Origin of the sequence: Zobellia galactanivorans (genome assembly GCF_000973105.1) — a bacterium.
In the GTDB taxonomy this organism is placed as follows: Bacteria; Bacteroidota; Bacteroidia; order Flavobacteriales; family Flavobacteriaceae; genus Zobellia; species Zobellia galactanivorans.
In genome coordinates this window covers 4,930,385-4,947,762 of record NC_015844.1, presented here as the reverse complement: position 1 = coordinate 4,947,762, position 17,378 = coordinate 4,930,385, and the positions used below count along the sequence as shown (strand labels likewise).

Below are 17,378 nucleotides of genomic sequence, written 5' to 3'. Positions count from 1 at the left end.
AAAAGATGAAAATATTATTCGTTTTAACCTCCCATGACAAGTTGGGAGACACAGGAAAAAAAACAGGATTTTGGGTAGAGGAATTCGCAAATCCGTATTACACCTTGCTTGACAAAGGGGCCGATATTACCCTGGCAACCCCTAAGGGCGGTGCCGCCCCAATTGACCCGAGCAGTGATACGCCCGATGCCAGCACCAAGGATACCGAACGTTTCAACAATGATCCGGTAGCCCAGGAAAAAATCAAAAACACAAAAGTATTGGCCGATATGAAGGCCGATGACTTCGATGCGGTTTTCTATCCTGGAGGTCACGGTCCCCTATGGGATTTGGCTACCGATGCAAATTCCAAGGCCTTGATCGAGAAGTTCAACGCGCAGAACAAGCCTATAGCCTTCGTATGTCACGCCCCTGCCGCCTTAAAAGAGGTAAAGGGTAGAGATGGAAACTTCTTGGTAAAGGGCAAAAAGGTAACAGGATTTTCCAATACCGAAGAAGAAGCCGTACAATTGACCAATGTAGTGCCATTTTTGGTCGAAGACGCCTTAAAGTCCAATGGAGGAATATATTCTAGAGGGGAAGATTGGGCCGCCTATGCTTTGCAAGACGGAAACCTGATTACAGGGCAAAACCCTGCCTCATCGGAATTGGTGGCCGAAAAACTATTGGCCAGTTTGAACTAATTGTAGTTCCCCCTTTTTGCAAAAGGCTTACCGGGTGTACCGGTAGGCCTTTTTTTTATCTTTAATATTTCCCTTGAACCATGGCCATCTTATCTGATGACGGTGGCTTCCAATTCGACTTTCAAGGTTTCAAAAAGGCTTTTAACTTCCAATACGGTACTTGCTTGTTGTATGTTATGCCCTGAAATCCAATTTTGAAATATATCAAAACAGCTAAAAAAATCATCGGTAGATGTAGTGTAGACATTTAATCTAACGATATTATTACATTCAAACCCGGCCTCTTCTATAATTTTTTCCAGATTTTGAATCGTCTTTATTAATTGTGTTTTCATACCCTCCGTGCTGGATTTTCCATGGGCATCAATTGCGGTTTGACCAGATATATAAAGCGTAGCTTTTGGGTTGATTACTTCAACCGCTTGTACATAACTCCTTTCGTTTTGCCATTGCCATGGGTTGATAATTTTTTTCTCCATTTGTTTTTGATGTTGTGCAGCTACTGACATGATAGTCGATAGCGCGATGGTTAAGATTCTTTTTTTTATAAGTCACGGCTTCGATTTGAATGTGCCTTACAAAGGTTGGAACTTTAGCATCGCTTACGGTGTGATAAACATCACAATTATGAAAAATCAGAAAATAATCAAGAAGACATTCTACTTAGCGTTTCCCGAGATACGCCCAAGTAGGAAGCTAAAAGGGTTTTGGGGAGCCGTTGAAACAAAGTGGGATGTTCCTTTAAGAGCTGCCCATATCTTTCTTTGGCACTTGAAGTTAGAAAGGATAAAATCCTTCGTTGTGAAGCGATATGGCCGGCATTGGATTTCTCTAAAAAGAAATGTCCCATTTTAGGAAGCTCTGCTGCAAGTTTGTAGTAGTTGCCCAGAGTAATACAAAACACCTGAGTATCTTCAATACATTGAAGTGCCAGTTTGGCCTTACTTCGGGTAAAATAGGCGGTAAAGTCGCTTTCCCACCAATTCTTCATCGCAAATGATGCGATGTGTTCCTTTCCATCCACATCATCATAAACCAATTTCATGAGGCCCGAAACAACATAATAGCAATGGTTGACCTCTTCTCCCCTTTGGATAAGAAAATCGTTTTTTTTATAGCTTGCTTTTGAGAAATGAGACAACACATGAGCAAACTCCTTATCCGATATTGAAACTACTTTTTCAATGTGCTTTCTAAGCTGGTCTTCCATAAAAAAATGTAAAGTTCATTTTTTTTAGATAAATATAAGGCTATTGAAAGGTTTTAAATCGTTGGACCGAAAAAGATACCGGCGTCCGACTTATCGATATGGTCCTGATTATCAGGTGCAAATCAGGTGGGCATGTATGCAATTGACCTACCTATTGTCAATCCACGCTTCGCCAGAAGGTAATTGGGTTAGGGGTCTAAAAGACATGACCGTTTAAATGATCGAACTTCCTCCAATTCACAAAGAGTCCACCGGTATGGGTGAGTTCTTTTTGTTTTAGAATATATGACCCTTAGATTAAGAGTCGTCTTGAATTAACGAAATATTGACTGGTGTTCGCATAAATCGGTTATAATTTATGAGGCTTATTGACTTGGTTGCGCTTGATCTTTTTCAAATGGTATACGTGGATCACACAGAAAACTAGGCCGGCGATGACCAAAGGAATCGATTCTAAAAACACGCCATAAATGATATAGAAAAAACTGGAGATTAGGTGCCATACCCTGAATGGCCCCATTTCCTTTTTTGTTATTGCAAAAAAACCAGTTGCAATAGCAATATATCCAAACAATTCTGTAATCAGGTTCATTTCAAATTAAGGTGGCTTAAGGTTCTTTCTTTATAATTTTTTTCACTTACTAATATTTCCATTTCTTTTAATTCTTCAACAAAATGCGGACTATTTTTGATCAAATCTTCCGTGGTCTTTGCCCCTGCATTCCAATGTTCACGAAAAACCGGTAGTTGCTCCTTTGATTTTTCCGATAGCTCAAGCAATTGTTTTCGTGAGTCATTATCGTCGGTACTTGTATTTATGTATCCTTTTTTTTTCATTTTCTTAATGATCTTTACACAGGCAGGGTGTGACATTCGCAGCTCCTGCGCTATTTCGGTAATCGTCATGCACTTGTGCTTCTCCAACAATAAGAATATTAAATGCCAGTTGGGCTCGATATCAAGGCCCACCGTCTTGTAATAATCTCTTGTGCTATAGAGCACTTCATCGCTCAATCGCTTTATTCTACTCATTAATCCTGCATACTCTATCTCCGTCAAAAAGTCATTCATAAATTTATATGTAACTGGTTACGCAAATGTAAATCATTTTTCGTAACTGGTTACGTAAATAGAAAAAAATTAAGGGGCAATTATGGAAATAAACAAAATAAAAGCTTGACCCTGAAGATGGCCAAGCTTTATATCGATCTAAAATCTATGGAATCGGATGATCAGGCCTTCTTACACCGTATCAAAAACATGGGTTGGTTTTCGTCTACCTCTATAATTTCACAGAGTCCAACTTTATCGAACTCGGCTTTCACTGCTTCGGTGTCGTAAAAGAATATGGGCACACCCTGGTGAAACTCATAACAATCCTTGCCCAGCAATTTTCCTTTTCCAAAATTGGGAGCGGTCTTTGTTATGGCCGTAAACACCATATGGCCCTTATCGGCTAGTTGGTCATAACAGTCCCTTATAAGCTTAGCCCTTTGGCTTGGATTTAATAGGTGGATTAGGGCATGACAAAAGATTCCGTCGTATTTTTTGTCGTCAAAAGGCATGTCGGTTACGGAACCGTGATGTATAACCATTGCTTCGCCGAAGTGCTTTCGGGCCAATTCAATAGCGGTTTTGGATATTTCTATGCCAGTGACCTGTATACCTTTTGATCTGAATATTTGCGCATTCCGACCATAACCGATACCTGGGATGAGTATATTTTTAACCGATGGCCCATCAAAAAAATCTAGGGCCAACAAAGCGGACTTAGCCGGTTTAAACCCCCACATTTCTTGTTTGTCTAAAAAACTATCTTCCCAAAACTCAGACATACTTTCCCTTTTTATCTACAAATTTCATCCTTGATAAGTTCGCAAAGAATACCTTCTCTCTCAATTGTTGAGATTATTTCTTTTGTGTAAATATGTCGCCCTTCGATGCGCAATATCGTATGACCGCAAGGATAGGCTAATTTCGTTTCATTCATGTCATAATCAATTTTTAACTGGTCGAATTCCTTTTCAAGCAGTTTAACCATTCTCTTTGCTTTTGAAATTTTTTCAATATTGGTAATCAAAACTTCAACCATAACCTTATTCTTTACAATGATCTTAAAATTCTTCCTGGGCGAGCTCCATATTTGCCATGGCCCCGGCCATATTTCCCGTAGAGACCGCATTGGCTATGGAACGGGCCCTTAGACTGTTGTCACCGCAAGCAAATACCCCATCAACAGTAGTTTTTTGCATGCCATCGACTTTTATAAGCCCCTGTTCATTCAGTTGGCAACCTAATAAATCAGGTATATCGGAGCTCTGTGTGAACGGAAGGCTTGCATATGCGGCATGAAAATCTTCTTTGCTATTGTCCTTAAATACAACATTTTTAATATAGCCATTTTCATGTTCGATTCCAGCGACCTCCTTTTCAATTAGCGTTATGTTGTTTTTGGTAAGCTTCAAGATTTGATCGGTATTGAAATTTGCTTTTCCCGAGGTTAAGATAACAAGGTCTTTCGTGAGATTAAGAACGAGTGATGCCAAGTGCATCGCTTGTTCCCCATTGCTTATTATCGCTGTTTTTTTATGACGGATTTCATATCCATGGCAGTACGGGCAATGCACAACAGATATTCCCCAGCAAGAGGAAAAATTATATATATCGGGCATTGTATCCTTGATTCCTGTGGCAAAAATCAATTTTTTTGCGGTAAACTCCTTTCCTTTCTTCGTGAAGATCCGAAAACCTGGGTCGCTTTTAACTCCCTGTATGGCAACATCATCAATAAACGTAACGGAGGGGTAATTTAATACCTGGGATTTGGCTTGTTCTGATATGTTACTTGGTTTTACCCCGTCATGGGTAATAAAATTATGGGCGTGTGGGGTGTACCGATTACAGGGCAAGCCACTATCGATGAGCAATACGCTTCGTAAGGAACGACCTAAGGCCATTGCCGCGGAAAGACCGGCGTAACTTCCTCCGACAACTATTATTTCAAAATGTGCGGTACTGTTCATTGCAAGATGGATTTTATTTGTAAATGCAAAATAGTCGCATTAAACTTTTGACGAATATATGCGTTTTTTATATAATTGCAACAACATCGCATTAATTTATTTATATGTAATTTTATACTATGAAAAGAAGAAATACGCCCACAAAGGAGGCGGTACTTTCCGTTTTGAGTTCCAGTACCAAGGCCATGAGTCCTGATGCCATTGCGAAGAAAATAGATGTCGCCATTGACAGAGCTACAATTTACAGGGTGCTGAACCGCTTTTGTGAGGACGGGGTTTTACATAGAGTAGTAGCCGACGACGGGAAGCAATATTTCGCCCTGTGTTTAAAGTGCGACGAGAACGAAAAACCCTTGCACCATTTTCATTTTCGCTGCAAAAATTGCGAGACCATAGAATGCTTGCCCCTTCCCGTAAATTTCACCATAGCTAAGGGCTATGAAGTGGAAAGTGTGAATTGTGTACTTATTGGGGTTTGTAAAGATTGTGCTTAAATTTTAAGAATGGATTTCCTTCCCTCGAAGTTTCCTTTTGAGTCGTATGATGCCCCCCGCAATAAGTGCCGGAACACCAGTAAGTACGGTAACCTTGACCAAGGGTAAAACATATCTCATCCAACCCATGCCCGGTCCTCCGGGCTCTTGTCCCGAGTTGCTTTCCGCACTTGTTCTAAAACCTTCGGCCCATTCGCTGAATTCAAATAAATACACTGTTAAAGACAGAACAATACTTAAACAAATCAACAGTAGTAGCTGGAGCATACGTTTTGATATGATGGTGCCCACTTCGGTCAAATGGTGTAAATCGGACTTAAATTTAAATTTGCTGAAAGCACCGAGGATCCATCGCCAATGCAAGGCGATATGAATACCAAAGACAGGCATAAAGAGGGTGGCGCTAAGGTTATGGATTTTTGTCCAAAACGGGTCGGGTTCAAAATGGATTCCAAAAACGGGCAAAGCGGCCTCTGAAATAACGATACCGGAAACCGTTATGACAATCATAAAAAAATAGAGGGTCCAGTTTAGGACATAATCGAATCGGGTTTTGTTGGATCCCCTTTGAAAGAATTTTTTCGAATTCGTAGCGATCCAATTCCAATTAATAATGAGGTGTAAAAAAAAAGGGAGGATAATGATAAAACTGGCCCATTCATGAAGAGGAATCCCTGTAGTTTGAGGAATGAGCACTAAGACCATAAGGGTAAAAAAGAACAAATCCACATATACTCTTACCTTGGACGTTTTCTTGGTTTTGGAAGTCTCGTTCATTGCTTTAGGCCTTTAAAATATATTTCATATGATGGGGGTGAAACTCGCAAATATGTGTTTAAAATCCATTCAAGTAAAGGTTAAAGTATAGGGATAAATGGTAAATGTGAAACCCGAACCTAAAAAGCGACACATAAAATCACCCTTCGGACGTCTTTACTCCAATCCTTTTTTATCAGGGTTCCAAAAAGGCTTGGTCTTGATTTGCTTCGTATCCCAATTCAATTCCTTTCTAAAGTATTTGTTCAAGGCAACGCACAACCTACTGTCGCCCGCAATATAGACCATCTTTCTGCCCTGCATTTTTTTTAGTAAGGGTCTTAGTTCGGTCAAGACCTCTTCTGCGGGATTTTCGGGCATTTCGAAAAAACGAAAGGGCGTGCTTCCATCAATATCGGGAAACATTTCGCTTAGGTCGTGATTATAAATAATGCTTTCCACCTGCTTTTCCTCTGGCAAATGTCGTTTTATCACATAGAGATGCGATAAAGCCGATAGATCGCCGATCATCAAGTAACTGTCGGCACTATCGTCTAAAAGAAAATTTCCCTTTTTCCACTTGAAGTGTACCTCGGTATCCGTTTGGCAAGTTTCGGCCCACACTGCCCCTATTCCCCTGCTGTGGGTGGCAATGGCCAGATCTATGGTCTCGTTTTCCCTGTCAATGGCCCAAACGCTATAGCTTCTTACCTTATCCTTTAAGGCAATTTCCTCTTGGCCGATACCGACCCCTAGTCGTATAAAATATCCGGGGGTAAAATCAACGTCTTTAATGTGCTTGCTTGTTATTCGGATTTTATAAACCGATTCGGAGAGCTTCAATTTTTCTACGATCCTTCCTTTCTCCAGTATCTTTTTGATGAGGGTCTCTACTATTCCCATTTTTGTTATTTTTCTAAATTAAATATGCAGGGGTAAATCGCTTTATTATAGTTTGTTAAGGCTTTTTTTGGGTGATTTACTCCTGCCGACTAGCTGCGGACTTCCTTCAAAAGCCCTAAAAGGACCGATGCGTCCTCCCCTATTGGACGGTATTTTTAGGGTAAAGTTTAATCGGCCGCCCCCAATTTTTCCAGTGGTTCCGTTTTAAAACCGGAATGTCCCATGAAGGGGGGATTCTTGGCCTTTCGTTTCGGCGCGGATACCCGGTTTGGGCTATTCTTTGTAAGTTACACTTTGTAATATAAAATCAACGATAGGAGAAGGATCTTTTAAGGAATGGGGATGATGGCCAACCCCTTTTTTTCCGATGAGTTCAATGTGGCCTCCTGCTTCCTTGAAGTTCTTGGCAAGTAGGGCCGTATTTTCCCCGTAAGGTACTACTACATCGGCATCTCCATATACATGCATTACCGGAATACCGGCTTTGGCCACTTTTACACTATTGTTTATGGGGATATCATCAAAGTCTTTGACCGAATCGGCATCTAGGCCATAGGCTTCCAGGCAGCGTTTCCAGGCTTGGGGACTCCCCTCTCCGCTAAACATGCCTCCTGGCCAGCTTTTAATATCGCAGACCGGGGCGTCGGCATAAATGGCGAATACCTTGTCGGTGTTTTGTGAGGCCCAATTATAGACGATCAGTCCCCCTCGGCTCATTCCCTCTAAAACCACTTTTTTATGGAGTCCGTATTCCGAAGTGCAAAACGTATAGAAGTCGTTCCACAGGTCCACGGCCGTCTTGCTCCCAAATAGATCGGACACATCAACATATACCACGTGAAAACCTTTTTCCAAAAGGGCTTTGTCGACTTGCGGTTCATGGCCCCAGAATCTTGCTCTCCAAATCCAATAACGGTTGGCGTTTCCTGTGTTGGGAAAGACTATTTTGGCCTCATGTCCTTGAAACGAAAATTCCTTGACCTTGTATTCCGTAAAAATGGGGTCTTGGCCATATGTGCCTAGGGAAAGGAATAGGCTAATGAATAGTAGGATTTTGCTTAGGCAGGTTTTCATCTATCTTGGCTTTTGGTATATGCGCCCACGCGATTAAACGTCTTAGGTATTCCGTCGGTTTTCTTCGTAGGGTTATGGGCACAAGTTAAATAAATTGTGGGATCCTAGCCATTTTCAATTTAAAACCCGGAGTATAATGAAGGGGAGGTTATTCGAGTAAAAAGCCCCGGAATGGGGCCTTTATCTATATCTTAAAATAAATAGAACGTGTTGGACACGATCGGTCCCACTCAGGTCCTGCCCCACCCTTATTCACAATGGGCGCTCCTTGGGTTTTTCAATGAGGCGCATTTAAACAAGTATTTTGACTGTGGGTAATTTGGTGTGGGATCATCGGTTACGACCAAGGGTTCCAGTGCCTGCCCATCGTAACTGGGCATGCTTATTTGCTCTAGGGAGCCGTTGCCCAAGGCGACCTTCTTTCCTTCAAGGTTTCCGTTAAAGCTATAATCGATCATGGCATCTAAGAGTCTGTAAATCCCATAATAATCATAGGCATCGTAGGCCGACTTCGTATTGGGCAGATTGTGTTCGGCCGAATAGGTATAGTCGTTCAAAACACTGCTTTTGATCAAGATAAAGTCCTTTTCCGCATCGGCTATGTTGATGTTCTTAAAAATATCAATGGCCATTCTATGGTCGTTGGTTACATCATCGTCATAGACCTGTGTGATAAGTTTTGTGTTCGATGGAAAATGGTCTAACTGGGTATCGGAGAGTTGGTAGGAAAACCATTGGGCCATGGCAAAAATAAACCTGCCGTTTTCGCCCCAGCCCTCTTCTACAAAACCTTTGTAGGCCAGGCTAAATGATGCCCCGCCGCCGAAGGAGTGTCCCATAAAACCGACTTTTTCCGTATCGATAATATCGGGATAATCGGTTGCGGCCTTTTTAAAACTTTCCCATAAGGTCTCGTAGCGTTCGTCGACCGATACCCCGGTCGTGGGATAGGGCGCGAAGACCACGGCATATCCCTTTTTGGCTATAAACTCATACAGTCCGATGTTATATTCACTTTCCTCACCTCCGTAAGGATGCGAATAGAAGATGGTGGGTAAAGCTTCAGTGGCTTCTTGGGGATAGAATATTTCTACATTTTTCCCTTCGTAGATAGGACTTTCAAATGTGGTCTTTGCCACCGTATAGGTACCATCGCTCCCATAGCCGCCCAAGGGTTTTGCAATGGGGCCTTGAAGTTCGTTTTCAGCAGAGGGTAAGGTGGGAAGGGGATCTTCAATGGCATCTTCGGAACAAGCGGTCAAGATCAATAAGGCGCAAAAGGCCTGGGCAATGGCTTTCATGTACGGTTTTTATAAATGATTGGATTATAGCCAACGTTTCAGTGAGGGCAATTATTATATAGATGGGAAGGAATACCGTGTCTCTGACTCCATAATAGAAGCATTTTAGGAAGTACAAACGTTAAGGGTAGCATCCCCCGCCTTACGGGCTCCTCCAGGAGGGGGGTGTTTTGGACGGTTTTTTAAATGGTACATTCGTGTTAGTTGGGAAGAGGGGCACATTAATCCCTAATCCTAACCAATAAGATGGCGTCTTTCTCGATTTCGTTGACTGCCTGTTCAAACATCTTTACTTCCGAACGCTGCTTTTCGAAAAGGCTTTCATTTAATTGATGCAAGTTGTCGGTATCGGCCTTGCGCAGGTCTTCGTCCGTTATATTCAGGTGTTTTAATTGCTCTGCGAGCTTCTTGGCGGTTTGGTAATTGATCAAAATAGGATGTTCGTCCCGTGTCCTAAATTTTTGCCGGGCCTCTTCGGTCAAACTATTCGTTATGTGTATTCCTTTTTGCTTTAGAAAATTTTGAAGGTCATCGAACATTAAAAAGGCTCGATCGTTCAATGCGCCGACCAAGCTTGTTTTCGATTTTAAGAAGTCTTTATAATTATCGACAACAACTTCTTCTTTAACCGTCCAAAACAATTTCTTCTTCTTTTTTGTAACTACCTTGTATTCGGCAGCTTCTACAAGCTCGTTCAGGTAGGAAGCCTGCAGAAGCCTAAACTCGGCCGAAGGGTCGGCTGCCTTATCGGGTTTGTCGGTGGCGGACTTTGGTCGGGCGTACTTTTTTGCTTCGTAGTTTTGCGCAAACTTTCCTGATGTTCTTCTAATCATAACAAAGGGCGTTTCTATCGTAAATTATATTTTTTTTCGGAAATCACCATCGCTATACCCTAGGTTTTTCAACTGGAAAAAAGGAACTTACGTAAAACTAACCCTCGAATCCGATTGATGTGATAAGTGGGGTGCGTACCATGGCGGGCGTATCTTCCACCTTGCCCCTCCTTCGAAATGGGTGCGGGACGCTCGCTCCAGCTGAAGACTTGATTTACCTTTGCTAGCTATGCTTGTTATTCCCGTAGTTTATTTTTAATACTTTCTGAAATGTCTTTTAACTTATATATGGGTAGCATTTCGCTTTTGTGTTCGGAGTATGTATTGGAGACTTTTTCAACATCTATAAAACCAATGATTTTGGCAAAATCGTATTCGCCAAGTGCCGTCTCTGCAATTCTAATGATAGAAGATTTAAAAGAATCATCATTGATAAATTTGTCATCGGTTACGTAGAACATGGTTTCCAAATAATAGCCATTTTCACCACTTAGATTTTCTGTATAGGTAAAAAAGACATCTTTTTCGGTAAGTTCAAAATCGTCAAGCCTGTAGTTAAACTTAGAAATATCCCGAGCTTGTATAAAGGGTATGATTTTCCAGTTTTCTATCGTATGGGCGCTATTTACCAGGTCGATTACAGCATCAAATTGTTCTACATTCCCTTCAGCCGTTATTAATAGTTCATATGGTTTTTCTCCCCCCATTCTAAACCAAATGTTTTCATTGTATACGTGCAATTTTTCTTCAAAAACATTCATTGCTTCATCAATTTCGCCTTGATGTAGTGAATTCAAATTGGCCAAAGTATACTCGTATTTCGCTTTGTTGCTATTGAACCAATTCCAAAATTGAGATGATCTGTTATCTATATTCATTGCGTTTTTTTAATGATGGCCAACTGTTACATACCATTGGGGTTGATATCGTTTCCCCTTATAGCGATTAACATAATAAATCCCTGATGTTTAGATGATGCGTGGATCTAGGGAAGATATCCCCTACTCTTCGGACAAGTCCTTTCAAGGGACAGTATGGGGTTTACCAGGTTTTTATAAGGGATTGGGGTAACACGTTTTTAATATTTTAGGTATTCTTTTTATGGTTTCGTCAGGTTATTGCTTATAATCCCAAAGAACGAATTTGTAGAAAGGATTATTGCACCAATAAGGACTAAATAAGACAAAGCGGATATAGGTTGGTTTGCTTTGTTATTGAGGGACATATAAGGCCAGGCATCCGTTAGGGAACTATGACTTTATATACCGTGTGACCAACCAATAGATGGGTGTCGATGCGACACTGCCTACAAGGACTAAGATGGGAAATTACCTATATTGGAGTTCGGTGTATTGGCCTAGGAAGCATCCCCCACCCTAGGGGCGCCCTTTAGTGCCTTGCACTGAGCCTGCCGAAGTGGGGGGCATTTTTATGTATGGTTAGCCAACATATTTTTTTAGTATAAGGGCGGCACAATGTCCTCCAAATCCAAAACTGTTGCTCAGGGCGTAATTAATATCTTTAGAGGTCTTTTTACCGAGGGATAAATTCAGTTTTTTTGATATTTTTTCATCTACTTCGGTGGTGTTTATCGTTGGGGGAATCATAGCTGTTTTTACCGATAAACAAGTTGATATCGCTTCTATGGCACCTGTTCCCCCTAATAAATGTCCTGTCATGGATTTAGTCGCACTAATTTGGATTTTATCTAGATTCGAATCAAATAGCTTTTCGATCGCTTTAATTTCAGACAAGTCTCCTAAGCCGGTAGATGTGGCGTGCGCATTTATATAATCAATTTCTTTGGGCGTAATATTCGCTTCGCTTATTCCGTTTTGCATGGCTAAATACCCTCCAAGTCCTTCAGGGTGGGTGCCGGTAATATGATAAGCATCTGAACTTTCCCCGCCTCCGACAACTTCGGCGTAAATTTTGGCATTTCTCCTTATCGCGGAATCCAAGCTCTCTATGATTAAGGCTCCAGCTCCTTCACCAACAACAAAGCCATCTCTCTTTTTATCAAATGGTTTTGAGGCGGAACTATAGTCTTCATTGTTCGTAGACATGGCCTTCATTGCATTGAACCCCCCAATTGAAGCTTCTGTAATTGGAGCTTCCGAGCCACCTGCGATAATGATATCCGCCTTTCCTAAACGGATATAGTTAAAAGCTTGGATTACACTCTGTGTTGACGAAGCACAAGCCGTTACCGGACAATAGTTTACACCTCTTAATCCGTTATTGATTGAAATGGTTCCCGATAAACCATTGGAAATTATTTTGGTTATAAAAAAAGGATTAAAACGAGGGTTGAAATGGTTATTGGTATAATCGATTATTTCCTTTTCAAAAGTTTCAAAGCCACCGATTCCACTTGAGAATATCACACCAATTCTATTCGTGTCCAATTTTGAAAATTCCAGTTCAGCATCTTTGATAGCCTCTTCTGACGCGATTAGTCCGTATTGACTAAACCTATCGAGTTTTCTTGCTTCCTTGCGGTCAAAATAGTCCAAAGCATCATAATTCTTTATTTCACAAGCAAATTGGGTTTTGAATTTGTTCGCATCAAAACGCGTTATCTTGTTCGCCCCTGAAACCCCTTTCAATAAATTATCCCAATACTCCTTTACGTTTTTGCCAATCGGCGTAATTGCTCCCAATCCTGTTACTACTACTCTTTTCATAATTGTCTTTTTTTTCATATACCGTAAGGTATATAGTGGGTTAAATTTTTTTTACTCTTGTTTTAATTGAAGAATTTCTGTTTCTAGATAGGCTATATTGTTTAATAAAATTTCTGGTTTGTTCAGTGTTTTGGCCAGTAAGATGCTACCCTCGATCATAGAAATCATTCGGTAGGAAAATTGGTTGACGTCTATTTCTTTAAGTTCCTTACTATTGACCCCGTCTTCTAAAATTGAAGTGACCTTGTGGTGCCAATTGTGAATGGTTTTTACGACTTCCTTATTCAATAGATCATTTCCATCATCTGAATCTACAGCCGTATTCAATATGGCACAGCCACCGTTTTTAAAAATGGGTTTAAAGGATGTTTTGTAATGGTTCAAGAAAGCGATTAATTTATCTATCGCCTTGTTTTCTTTTTCAATTTTATCTAGTATTTGTCTCGTCTGAAATTTATAATTGTACCGAAAAGCCTCTAGTGCAACCTCGTTTTTATCTTTAAAATTACCGTAAATACTGCCCTTTGTTAACCCGGTAGCCTTGGTTAAATCGGACAAATACGTTCCTGTATATCCCTTTTTATTGAATATTGAAGCGGTTTTCTCAATGATTAATTGCCTGGTTTTTTCCGATCGTATCATATTGCTAATATACTCTACGGTATATGGATAAGCAAATTTTTATGGGGTTTGATTCGCTTCTTCATTCTTTGCCGACGCGTTTTTTGTCTCCATTGGCCAATAATCGGATAGGACCATTGATGGCTTGGTTCCGGGAGAACATCCCCAGCCCTGCGGGTAGGAATTGATAGCACAAGCATACTGCTCGAGCTAGAGAGGGTTGAAAATCAACGCTTGTAATTTTTTCCTTTTTCCGGTCCCATAAATGTTTGAGGAGGCCTTACTTGTACACGTATCGAAAGGGGTATATGCCGTTTTATTATAGGAAATCAAGGTTGCTTACCTACCCTTGGTTTTACCTCTTGGTATGGCTTCGGTCTCTTAAAATATTGATAATTCGGTTTCTGTTGTAAACTCTTCAAGGAATCTCACTCCTTTATATGAATTTCCCTTTTCGTTTAATTTGGGACTCCAAACGGCTATGGCATATTGTTTTGGGTGCACCGCTACAATTCCTCCACCAACACCGCTTTTGCCCGGAAGTCCTACCTTGAAAGCAAATTCCCCAGATTCATCATAGAAGCCGCAGGTTTGCATTAGGGCATTTATCCTTTTGGTTTGGCTTCTTGTAAGTATTTGTTGCTTATCGCCTAAAGTAAAGCCGTCATTGGCTAAAAACAAGAATAGATTCGAAAGGTCTTCGCAACTCATTTCGAGTGAACAAAGGTTAAAATAGAAGTCAAGAACTTCTGAGGGATTGTTTTCAATGTTCCCGAACGACTTTATTAAATTACATAAGGCGGCATTGCGGTAGCCTACATTTTTTTCGGAAGTCGCTATTCTTTCGGAATAACGAATCTCCTTACTGTTTGAAAGTTTTTTTACAAAGTTCAAAAAATCTTCCTTGGGATATCTTAAATTACTTATGAGTATGTCTGCAATGACAAGAGCTCCAGCGTTGATAAATGGGTTTCTAGGGATTCCATTTTCGACTTCAAGTTGGATAAGGGAATTAAAAGCGGTTCCGGAGGGCTCCACCTTTACCCTATTCCATAGTTCTTCGCCCAATAGACGATATGCCATAATTAACGAAAGCACCTTGACGATACTTTGTATAGAAAATTTATCGGAACTATTTCCTACCCCAAAATTTAAATGGTCTATGGTTGAAATATGCACCCCGAAAAAATCGGGATTTACATTTCCTAATTCAGGGATATACGATGCTAAATTTCCCTTATCATCAATACCCTTTACTTTGTCGTATACATTTTGAACTACTTTTTTTATATCCACATTTCTGTTATTAATGGTGCCAAGGGATGAGCTCTTAACGATGGGTGACAAACCTCCTCTTGCTCTCCGCCACGCACATGGTGAAATTCTTTTCCTTTTTTTCGGCCTGCGCTTGCCCCTTCAAAGCCTTGCACTGAGCCTGCCGAAGTGGGGTAATTTATTGAGGCCATTTACATATGCTCCCATACATGGGATGCTCACGTAAGTCGTGCAATAGCTAAGCGTTAACAAAGGGCGCTTATCGGTTTATACTTTTCTCCATATCATCTATTTTTTTATTCAACCGTTCAAAATCAGGTTCTATAAAAGGAAGGGCAAATAGATTTACGGAGAACATTTTATTCTTTTTGTGAAATAATATAAAGTAACCAAATTTGCGATTATCCGAAAAAACTTCATACGTCACATAATTTGTTGAATTTATGGTAATGTTTTCGACTTTAGTGTAATCTAATTCCTTAGAATCTAATAATTCTACGGTTTGGTCCATTACAAAACCCATAAATAGATTTTCTTCTACATCTAGAGGAAAGGCTGTGGTTTTATTATATAATCCTAAGACACTTTTATTTGCTATTTGTTCTTGTTGTAACTCGTAAGTAATTATTCCATCATCTTCAACAAACTTTTTAAAATCGGATTTGACCTCTGTAAAATATTGGTCAATTTGTTCTTCGGAGTATAGATCGCTTAAGTGTATGACTTGATCCCAATCTTTTTCGGTAGTTGGTATTTCTTTCTTTTCCGCATTGCAAGAAATCAGAAACAGGACCGCAAAAATCAGCGGGTATATGCTCAGTATATGTTTTTTCAATGTATGTAGACCTATGATGATATCGAGGGACAGACCAAAGGAAGGTGTATCTGATACCTGTTGTTCCTAATTATTTTATATTTTCCCTTTCAAGGACTTCAGCCGGTGCAATTCGTCAAATTCCGCTACAACGACTTTACCATTTCTCAATCCTTCAACCTTATCTTCTGAAATAACCAATTGAAAGTCTCGGTCGATCAGATAATTCATGAAAGCATTTTTATGGTTTAATTCTACTCCACTTATTAATTGTGGGAAACAAGTCATTATTTTTTCAAAGTGGTTTTTGTCAATGCCGGGTATTTTATCGTCATCTATGGTTACAACGAGGGTTCCTTGCCCGTAATTGGCACAGTAATAGCTTTTAGAGCCAAACAAGCCACAAACCATCATTCCTATTTTGTGTTCAAAACCTTCCTCCACATTAAAATGAGGATCGGTCAATTCTTCAATATGCTTCTCTTCCCCTATGGCTTTCAGTTGGTTGGATTGAATTAACAGGTTTTCAGGCATTCCACTTTGCGTATTCGCCCAGGCCCACATCCAAGAGTTGTCATTAAAAGATAGTGAGCCTATTATTTGAATAGGAAACTCTAAGGAATCGAATATGATTTTTCCCTCTCCCATATCAAGCTCCCAAGCTTTTGAACCGATTACATCCCCGAAAATCATTTGTTTTTCAAAGGAAAGTCCAGCATTTTGTTCAACAGCTTCCTTAAAACTGTTGTAATCGGTTTTTTCAATTACTTTGAATGTGGAAGAATCAATTTCAGGTTTCCCTTTCTGTTTCTTTCCTCCAAAGAGGTTATCTAATATTCCCATAGCGAAAGCTTTTGTTTGTAGGTTTTATTAACCCGAGGTTCTTTGAATTTATTGTTCCATTATCAAGCTCTCTATTAAATATTTTCGTTTAAGCTCAGGTAAATTCATGAAATTTTCAAATGTCAAAGTTAGGTAATCGTTAATTCCTGTTTTTTTTATCAGAATCGATAGTGAAAACTTTTGAGCGACATTTTGGACAATAGATGTCTTGAGTGAAATAGGAATCAGGATTTTTCCTGTCTGCAACAAGTCCGATTAACCTTTGAATAGTAGGACCAATTTTTAGTGTTTTATCTTTTTCATCCGCTTCGGATATTATTTCTCCAATAAGCTTCCAGGCTTCACTTTTTAAACCACAAAAATATTTAATTTCCATACCGTCGTTTGAACTATAAATATATTCCCCATAGCTGAAATCCGATAATAACGGGGCGTCAAATTTATGTCCGCAAGTAGGTTGGGTGCAATTCGCCTCAAATGTAGCTATATTCATTTTTTACGCTTTGCGTGAAGTCCATTTGCATAAAATCATTTCGAAATTCCTGCGGGAATTTAATAATAATTACGGAACAGCCTATGATGATATTCGGCACCCACGATAATATTTGATCAGGGCAATGTATTTACCGGTGTGCAGATTTGACGGAATCGATTACCGTAGGCTTAAGAAAACCCAAAAGCCCCATGTTCGTAAATACGTCTATTCGATCTACTACCCCATACAATGTCAAGACTATTTTATGAGTCCCATGCGGGTATGGTAAAAAAAGGGCGAGTTGGGTTATATAAAAAAAACAGTTTATTATTACGATAATTCGTTTAAATGTTGTAAGATTTTTTTTATTAGGTAAAAACAGCTAC

General features: G+C 40.0%; 21 protein-coding genes. 2 read left to right on the top strand and 19 right to left on the bottom strand.

Going from position 1 to position 17,378, the window contains the following annotated elements:
• The first annotated feature begins 5 nt into the window (after positions 1 to 5).
• Positions 6 to 683 (top strand): type 1 glutamine amidotransferase domain-containing protein, encoded by a 678-nt coding sequence (locus tag ZOBGAL_RS19930; protein WP_013995551.1) that lies wholly within the window; start codon positions 6 to 8, stop codon positions 681 to 683.
• Between the two features lie 89 nt (positions 684 to 772).
• Here ZOBGAL_RS19930 and ZOBGAL_RS19925 read toward each other — a convergent pair whose 3' ends face one another.
• From ZOBGAL_RS19925 to ZOBGAL_RS19895, 7 genes are all read right to left on the bottom strand, one after another.
• Positions 773 to 1,162, bottom strand: a complete 390-nt coding sequence (locus tag ZOBGAL_RS19925) for a RidA family protein (protein WP_046288104.1) — start codon at positions 1,160 to 1,162, stop codon at positions 773 to 775.
• A gap of 167 nt (positions 1,163 to 1,329) precedes the next feature.
• A complete protein-coding gene (locus ZOBGAL_RS19920) occupies positions 1,330 to 1,893 on the bottom strand; it encodes a Crp/Fnr family transcriptional regulator (RefSeq protein WP_013995549.1) in 564 nt (187 codons plus the stop codon).
• A 349-nt stretch (positions 1,894 to 2,242) separates the two neighbouring features.
• Positions 2,243 to 2,485, bottom strand: coding sequence for a YgjV family protein (locus tag ZOBGAL_RS24085; protein ID WP_013995548.1), 243 nt, complete (start codon positions 2,483 to 2,485; stop codon positions 2,243 to 2,245).
• Entirely contained in the window at positions 2,482 to 2,964 is a 483-nt protein-coding gene (locus ZOBGAL_RS19910) for a MarR family transcriptional regulator (protein WP_013995547.1), read from the bottom strand. Before ZOBGAL_RS19910 ends, ZOBGAL_RS24085 begins: the two co-directional genes overlap by 4 nt.
• A 161-nt stretch (positions 2,965 to 3,125) precedes the next feature.
• Positions 3,126 to 3,728, bottom strand: a complete 603-nt coding sequence (locus tag ZOBGAL_RS19905) for a class I SAM-dependent methyltransferase (protein ID WP_013995546.1) — start codon at positions 3,726 to 3,728, stop codon at positions 3,126 to 3,128.
• 11 nt (positions 3,729 to 3,739) lie between these two features.
• Complete coding sequence (locus tag ZOBGAL_RS19900) at positions 3,740 to 3,985, bottom strand: hypothetical protein (protein WP_013995545.1); 246 nt, start codon at positions 3,983 to 3,985, stop codon at positions 3,740 to 3,742.
• Positions 3,986 to 4,007: 22 nt separating this feature from the next.
• Positions 4,008 to 4,916, bottom strand: coding sequence for an NAD(P)/FAD-dependent oxidoreductase (locus ZOBGAL_RS19895; protein WP_013995544.1), 909 nt, complete (start codon positions 4,914 to 4,916; stop codon positions 4,008 to 4,010).
• Between the two features lie 119 nt (positions 4,917 to 5,035).
• On the opposite strand from ZOBGAL_RS19895, the gene ZOBGAL_RS19890 reads away from it, so the two are divergent.
• Positions 5,036 to 5,410 (top strand): Fur family transcriptional regulator, encoded by a 375-nt coding sequence (locus ZOBGAL_RS19890; protein WP_013995543.1) that lies wholly within the window; start codon positions 5,036 to 5,038, stop codon positions 5,408 to 5,410.
• A gap of 3 nt (positions 5,411 to 5,413) precedes the next feature.
• Here ZOBGAL_RS19890 and ZOBGAL_RS22930 read toward each other — a convergent pair whose 3' ends face one another.
• From ZOBGAL_RS22930 to ZOBGAL_RS19825, 12 genes are all read right to left on the bottom strand, one after another.
• Positions 5,414 to 6,187 (bottom strand): DUF4405 domain-containing protein, encoded by a 774-nt coding sequence (locus ZOBGAL_RS22930; protein WP_013995542.1) that lies wholly within the window; start codon positions 6,185 to 6,187, stop codon positions 5,414 to 5,416.
• 156 nt (positions 6,188 to 6,343) lie between these two features.
• Positions 6,344 to 7,069, bottom strand: a complete 726-nt coding sequence (locus tag ZOBGAL_RS19880; protein WP_013995541.1) for a siderophore-interacting protein — start codon at positions 7,067 to 7,069, stop codon at positions 6,344 to 6,346.
• 273 nt (positions 7,070 to 7,342) lie between these two features.
• Complete coding sequence (locus ZOBGAL_RS19875; RefSeq protein ID WP_013995540.1) at positions 7,343 to 8,143, bottom strand: alpha/beta hydrolase family protein; 801 nt, start codon at positions 8,141 to 8,143, stop codon at positions 7,343 to 7,345.
• 248 nt (positions 8,144 to 8,391) lie between these two features.
• Entirely contained in the window at positions 8,392 to 9,444 is a 1,053-nt protein-coding gene (locus tag ZOBGAL_RS19870) for an alpha/beta hydrolase (RefSeq protein WP_013995539.1), read from the bottom strand.
• 221 nt (positions 9,445 to 9,665) lie between these two features.
• Entirely contained in the window at positions 9,666 to 10,277 is a 612-nt protein-coding gene (locus tag ZOBGAL_RS19865) for a hypothetical protein (protein WP_013995538.1), read from the bottom strand.
• A gap of 236 nt (positions 10,278 to 10,513) precedes the next feature.
• On the bottom strand, positions 10,514 to 11,155 hold the full coding sequence (locus ZOBGAL_RS19860; RefSeq protein WP_013995537.1) for a hypothetical protein: 642 nt from the start codon (positions 11,153 to 11,155) through the stop codon (positions 10,514 to 10,516).
• A gap of 561 nt (positions 11,156 to 11,716) precedes the next feature.
• The gene (gene fabF / locus ZOBGAL_RS19855) at positions 11,717 to 12,964 is read right to left on the bottom strand and encodes a beta-ketoacyl-ACP synthase II (RefSeq protein ID WP_046288102.1); all 1,248 of its coding nucleotides are present in this window, start codon (positions 12,962 to 12,964) and stop codon (positions 11,717 to 11,719) included.
• Positions 12,965 to 13,015: 51 nt separating this feature from the next.
• Positions 13,016 to 13,606 (bottom strand): TetR/AcrR family transcriptional regulator, encoded by a 591-nt coding sequence (locus tag ZOBGAL_RS19850; protein WP_013995535.1) that lies wholly within the window; start codon positions 13,604 to 13,606, stop codon positions 13,016 to 13,018.
• A gap of 360 nt (positions 13,607 to 13,966) precedes the next feature.
• The gene (locus ZOBGAL_RS19845; protein WP_013995534.1) at positions 13,967 to 14,881 is read right to left on the bottom strand and encodes a glutaminase; all 915 of its coding nucleotides are present in this window, start codon (positions 14,879 to 14,881) and stop codon (positions 13,967 to 13,969) included.
• Between the two features lie 238 nt (positions 14,882 to 15,119).
• Positions 15,120 to 15,695 carry a hypothetical protein gene (locus ZOBGAL_RS19835; protein WP_013995533.1) on the bottom strand — a complete coding sequence of 192 codons (576 nt, stop codon included), beginning with the start codon at positions 15,693 to 15,695 and terminating at the stop codon, positions 15,120 to 15,122.
• Positions 15,696 to 15,770: 75 nt separating this feature from the next.
• On the bottom strand, positions 15,771 to 16,517 hold the full coding sequence (locus ZOBGAL_RS19830) for a DUF6882 domain-containing protein (protein ID WP_013995532.1): 747 nt from the start codon (positions 16,515 to 16,517) through the stop codon (positions 15,771 to 15,773).
• A 139-nt stretch (positions 16,518 to 16,656) separates the two neighbouring features.
• A complete protein-coding gene (locus tag ZOBGAL_RS19825) occupies positions 16,657 to 17,010 on the bottom strand; it encodes a hypothetical protein (protein WP_013995531.1) in 354 nt (117 codons plus the stop codon).
• Positions 17,011 to 17,378 lie beyond the last annotated feature (368 nt).

Excerpts from the sequence above, each read along its gene's own strand:
- ZOBGAL_RS19930 (WP_013995551.1), top strand. The coding sequence starts at position 6 with ATGAAAATATTATTCGTTTTAACCTCCCATGACAAGTTGGGAGACACA.
- ZOBGAL_RS19925 (WP_046288104.1), bottom strand. The coding sequence starts at position 1,162 with ATGGAGAAAAAAATTATCAACCCATGGCAATGGCAAAACGAAAGGAGT.
- ZOBGAL_RS19920 (WP_013995549.1), bottom strand. The coding sequence starts at position 1,893 with ATGGAAGACCAGCTTAGAAAGCACATTGAAAAAGTAGTTTCAATATCG.
- ZOBGAL_RS24085 (WP_013995548.1), bottom strand. The coding sequence starts at position 2,485 with ATGAACCTGATTACAGAATTGTTTGGATATATTGCTATTGCAACTGGT.
- ZOBGAL_RS19910 (WP_013995547.1), bottom strand. The coding sequence starts at position 2,964 with ATGAATGACTTTTTGACGGAGATAGAGTATGCAGGATTAATGAGTAGA.
- ZOBGAL_RS19905 (WP_013995546.1), bottom strand. The coding sequence starts at position 3,728 with ATGTCTGAGTTTTGGGAAGATAGTTTTTTAGACAAACAAGAAATGTGG.
- ZOBGAL_RS19900 (WP_013995545.1), bottom strand. The coding sequence starts at position 3,985 with ATGGTTGAAGTTTTGATTACCAATATTGAAAAAATTTCAAAAGCAAAG.
- ZOBGAL_RS19895 (WP_013995544.1), bottom strand. The coding sequence starts at position 4,916 with ATGAACAGTACCGCACATTTTGAAATAATAGTTGTCGGAGGAAGTTAC.
- ZOBGAL_RS19890 (WP_013995543.1), top strand. The coding sequence starts at position 5,036 with ATGAAAAGAAGAAATACGCCCACAAAGGAGGCGGTACTTTCCGTTTTG.
- ZOBGAL_RS22930 (WP_013995542.1), bottom strand. The coding sequence starts at position 6,187 with ATGAACGAGACTTCCAAAACCAAGAAAACGTCCAAGGTAAGAGTATAT.
- ZOBGAL_RS19880 (WP_013995541.1), bottom strand. The coding sequence starts at position 7,069 with ATGGGAATAGTAGAGACCCTCATCAAAAAGATACTGGAGAAAGGAAGG.
- ZOBGAL_RS19875 (WP_013995540.1), bottom strand. The coding sequence starts at position 8,143 with ATGAAAACCTGCCTAAGCAAAATCCTACTATTCATTAGCCTATTCCTT.
- ZOBGAL_RS19870 (WP_013995539.1), bottom strand. The coding sequence starts at position 9,444 with ATGAAAGCCATTGCCCAGGCCTTTTGCGCCTTATTGATCTTGACCGCT.
- ZOBGAL_RS19865 (WP_013995538.1), bottom strand. The coding sequence starts at position 10,277 with ATGATTAGAAGAACATCAGGAAAGTTTGCGCAAAACTACGAAGCAAAA.
- ZOBGAL_RS19860 (WP_013995537.1), bottom strand. The coding sequence starts at position 11,155 with ATGAATATAGATAACAGATCATCTCAATTTTGGAATTGGTTCAATAGC.
- fabF (WP_046288102.1), bottom strand. The coding sequence starts at position 12,964 with ATGAAAAGAGTAGTAGTAACAGGATTGGGAGCAATTACGCCGATTGGC.
- ZOBGAL_RS19850 (WP_013995535.1), bottom strand. The coding sequence starts at position 13,606 with ATGATACGATCGGAAAAAACCAGGCAATTAATCATTGAGAAAACCGCT.
- ZOBGAL_RS19830 (WP_013995532.1), bottom strand. The coding sequence starts at position 16,517 with ATGGGAATATTAGATAACCTCTTTGGAGGAAAGAAACAGAAAGGGAAA.
- ZOBGAL_RS19825 (WP_013995531.1), bottom strand. The coding sequence starts at position 17,010 with ATGAATATAGCTACATTTGAGGCGAATTGCACCCAACCTACTTGCGGA.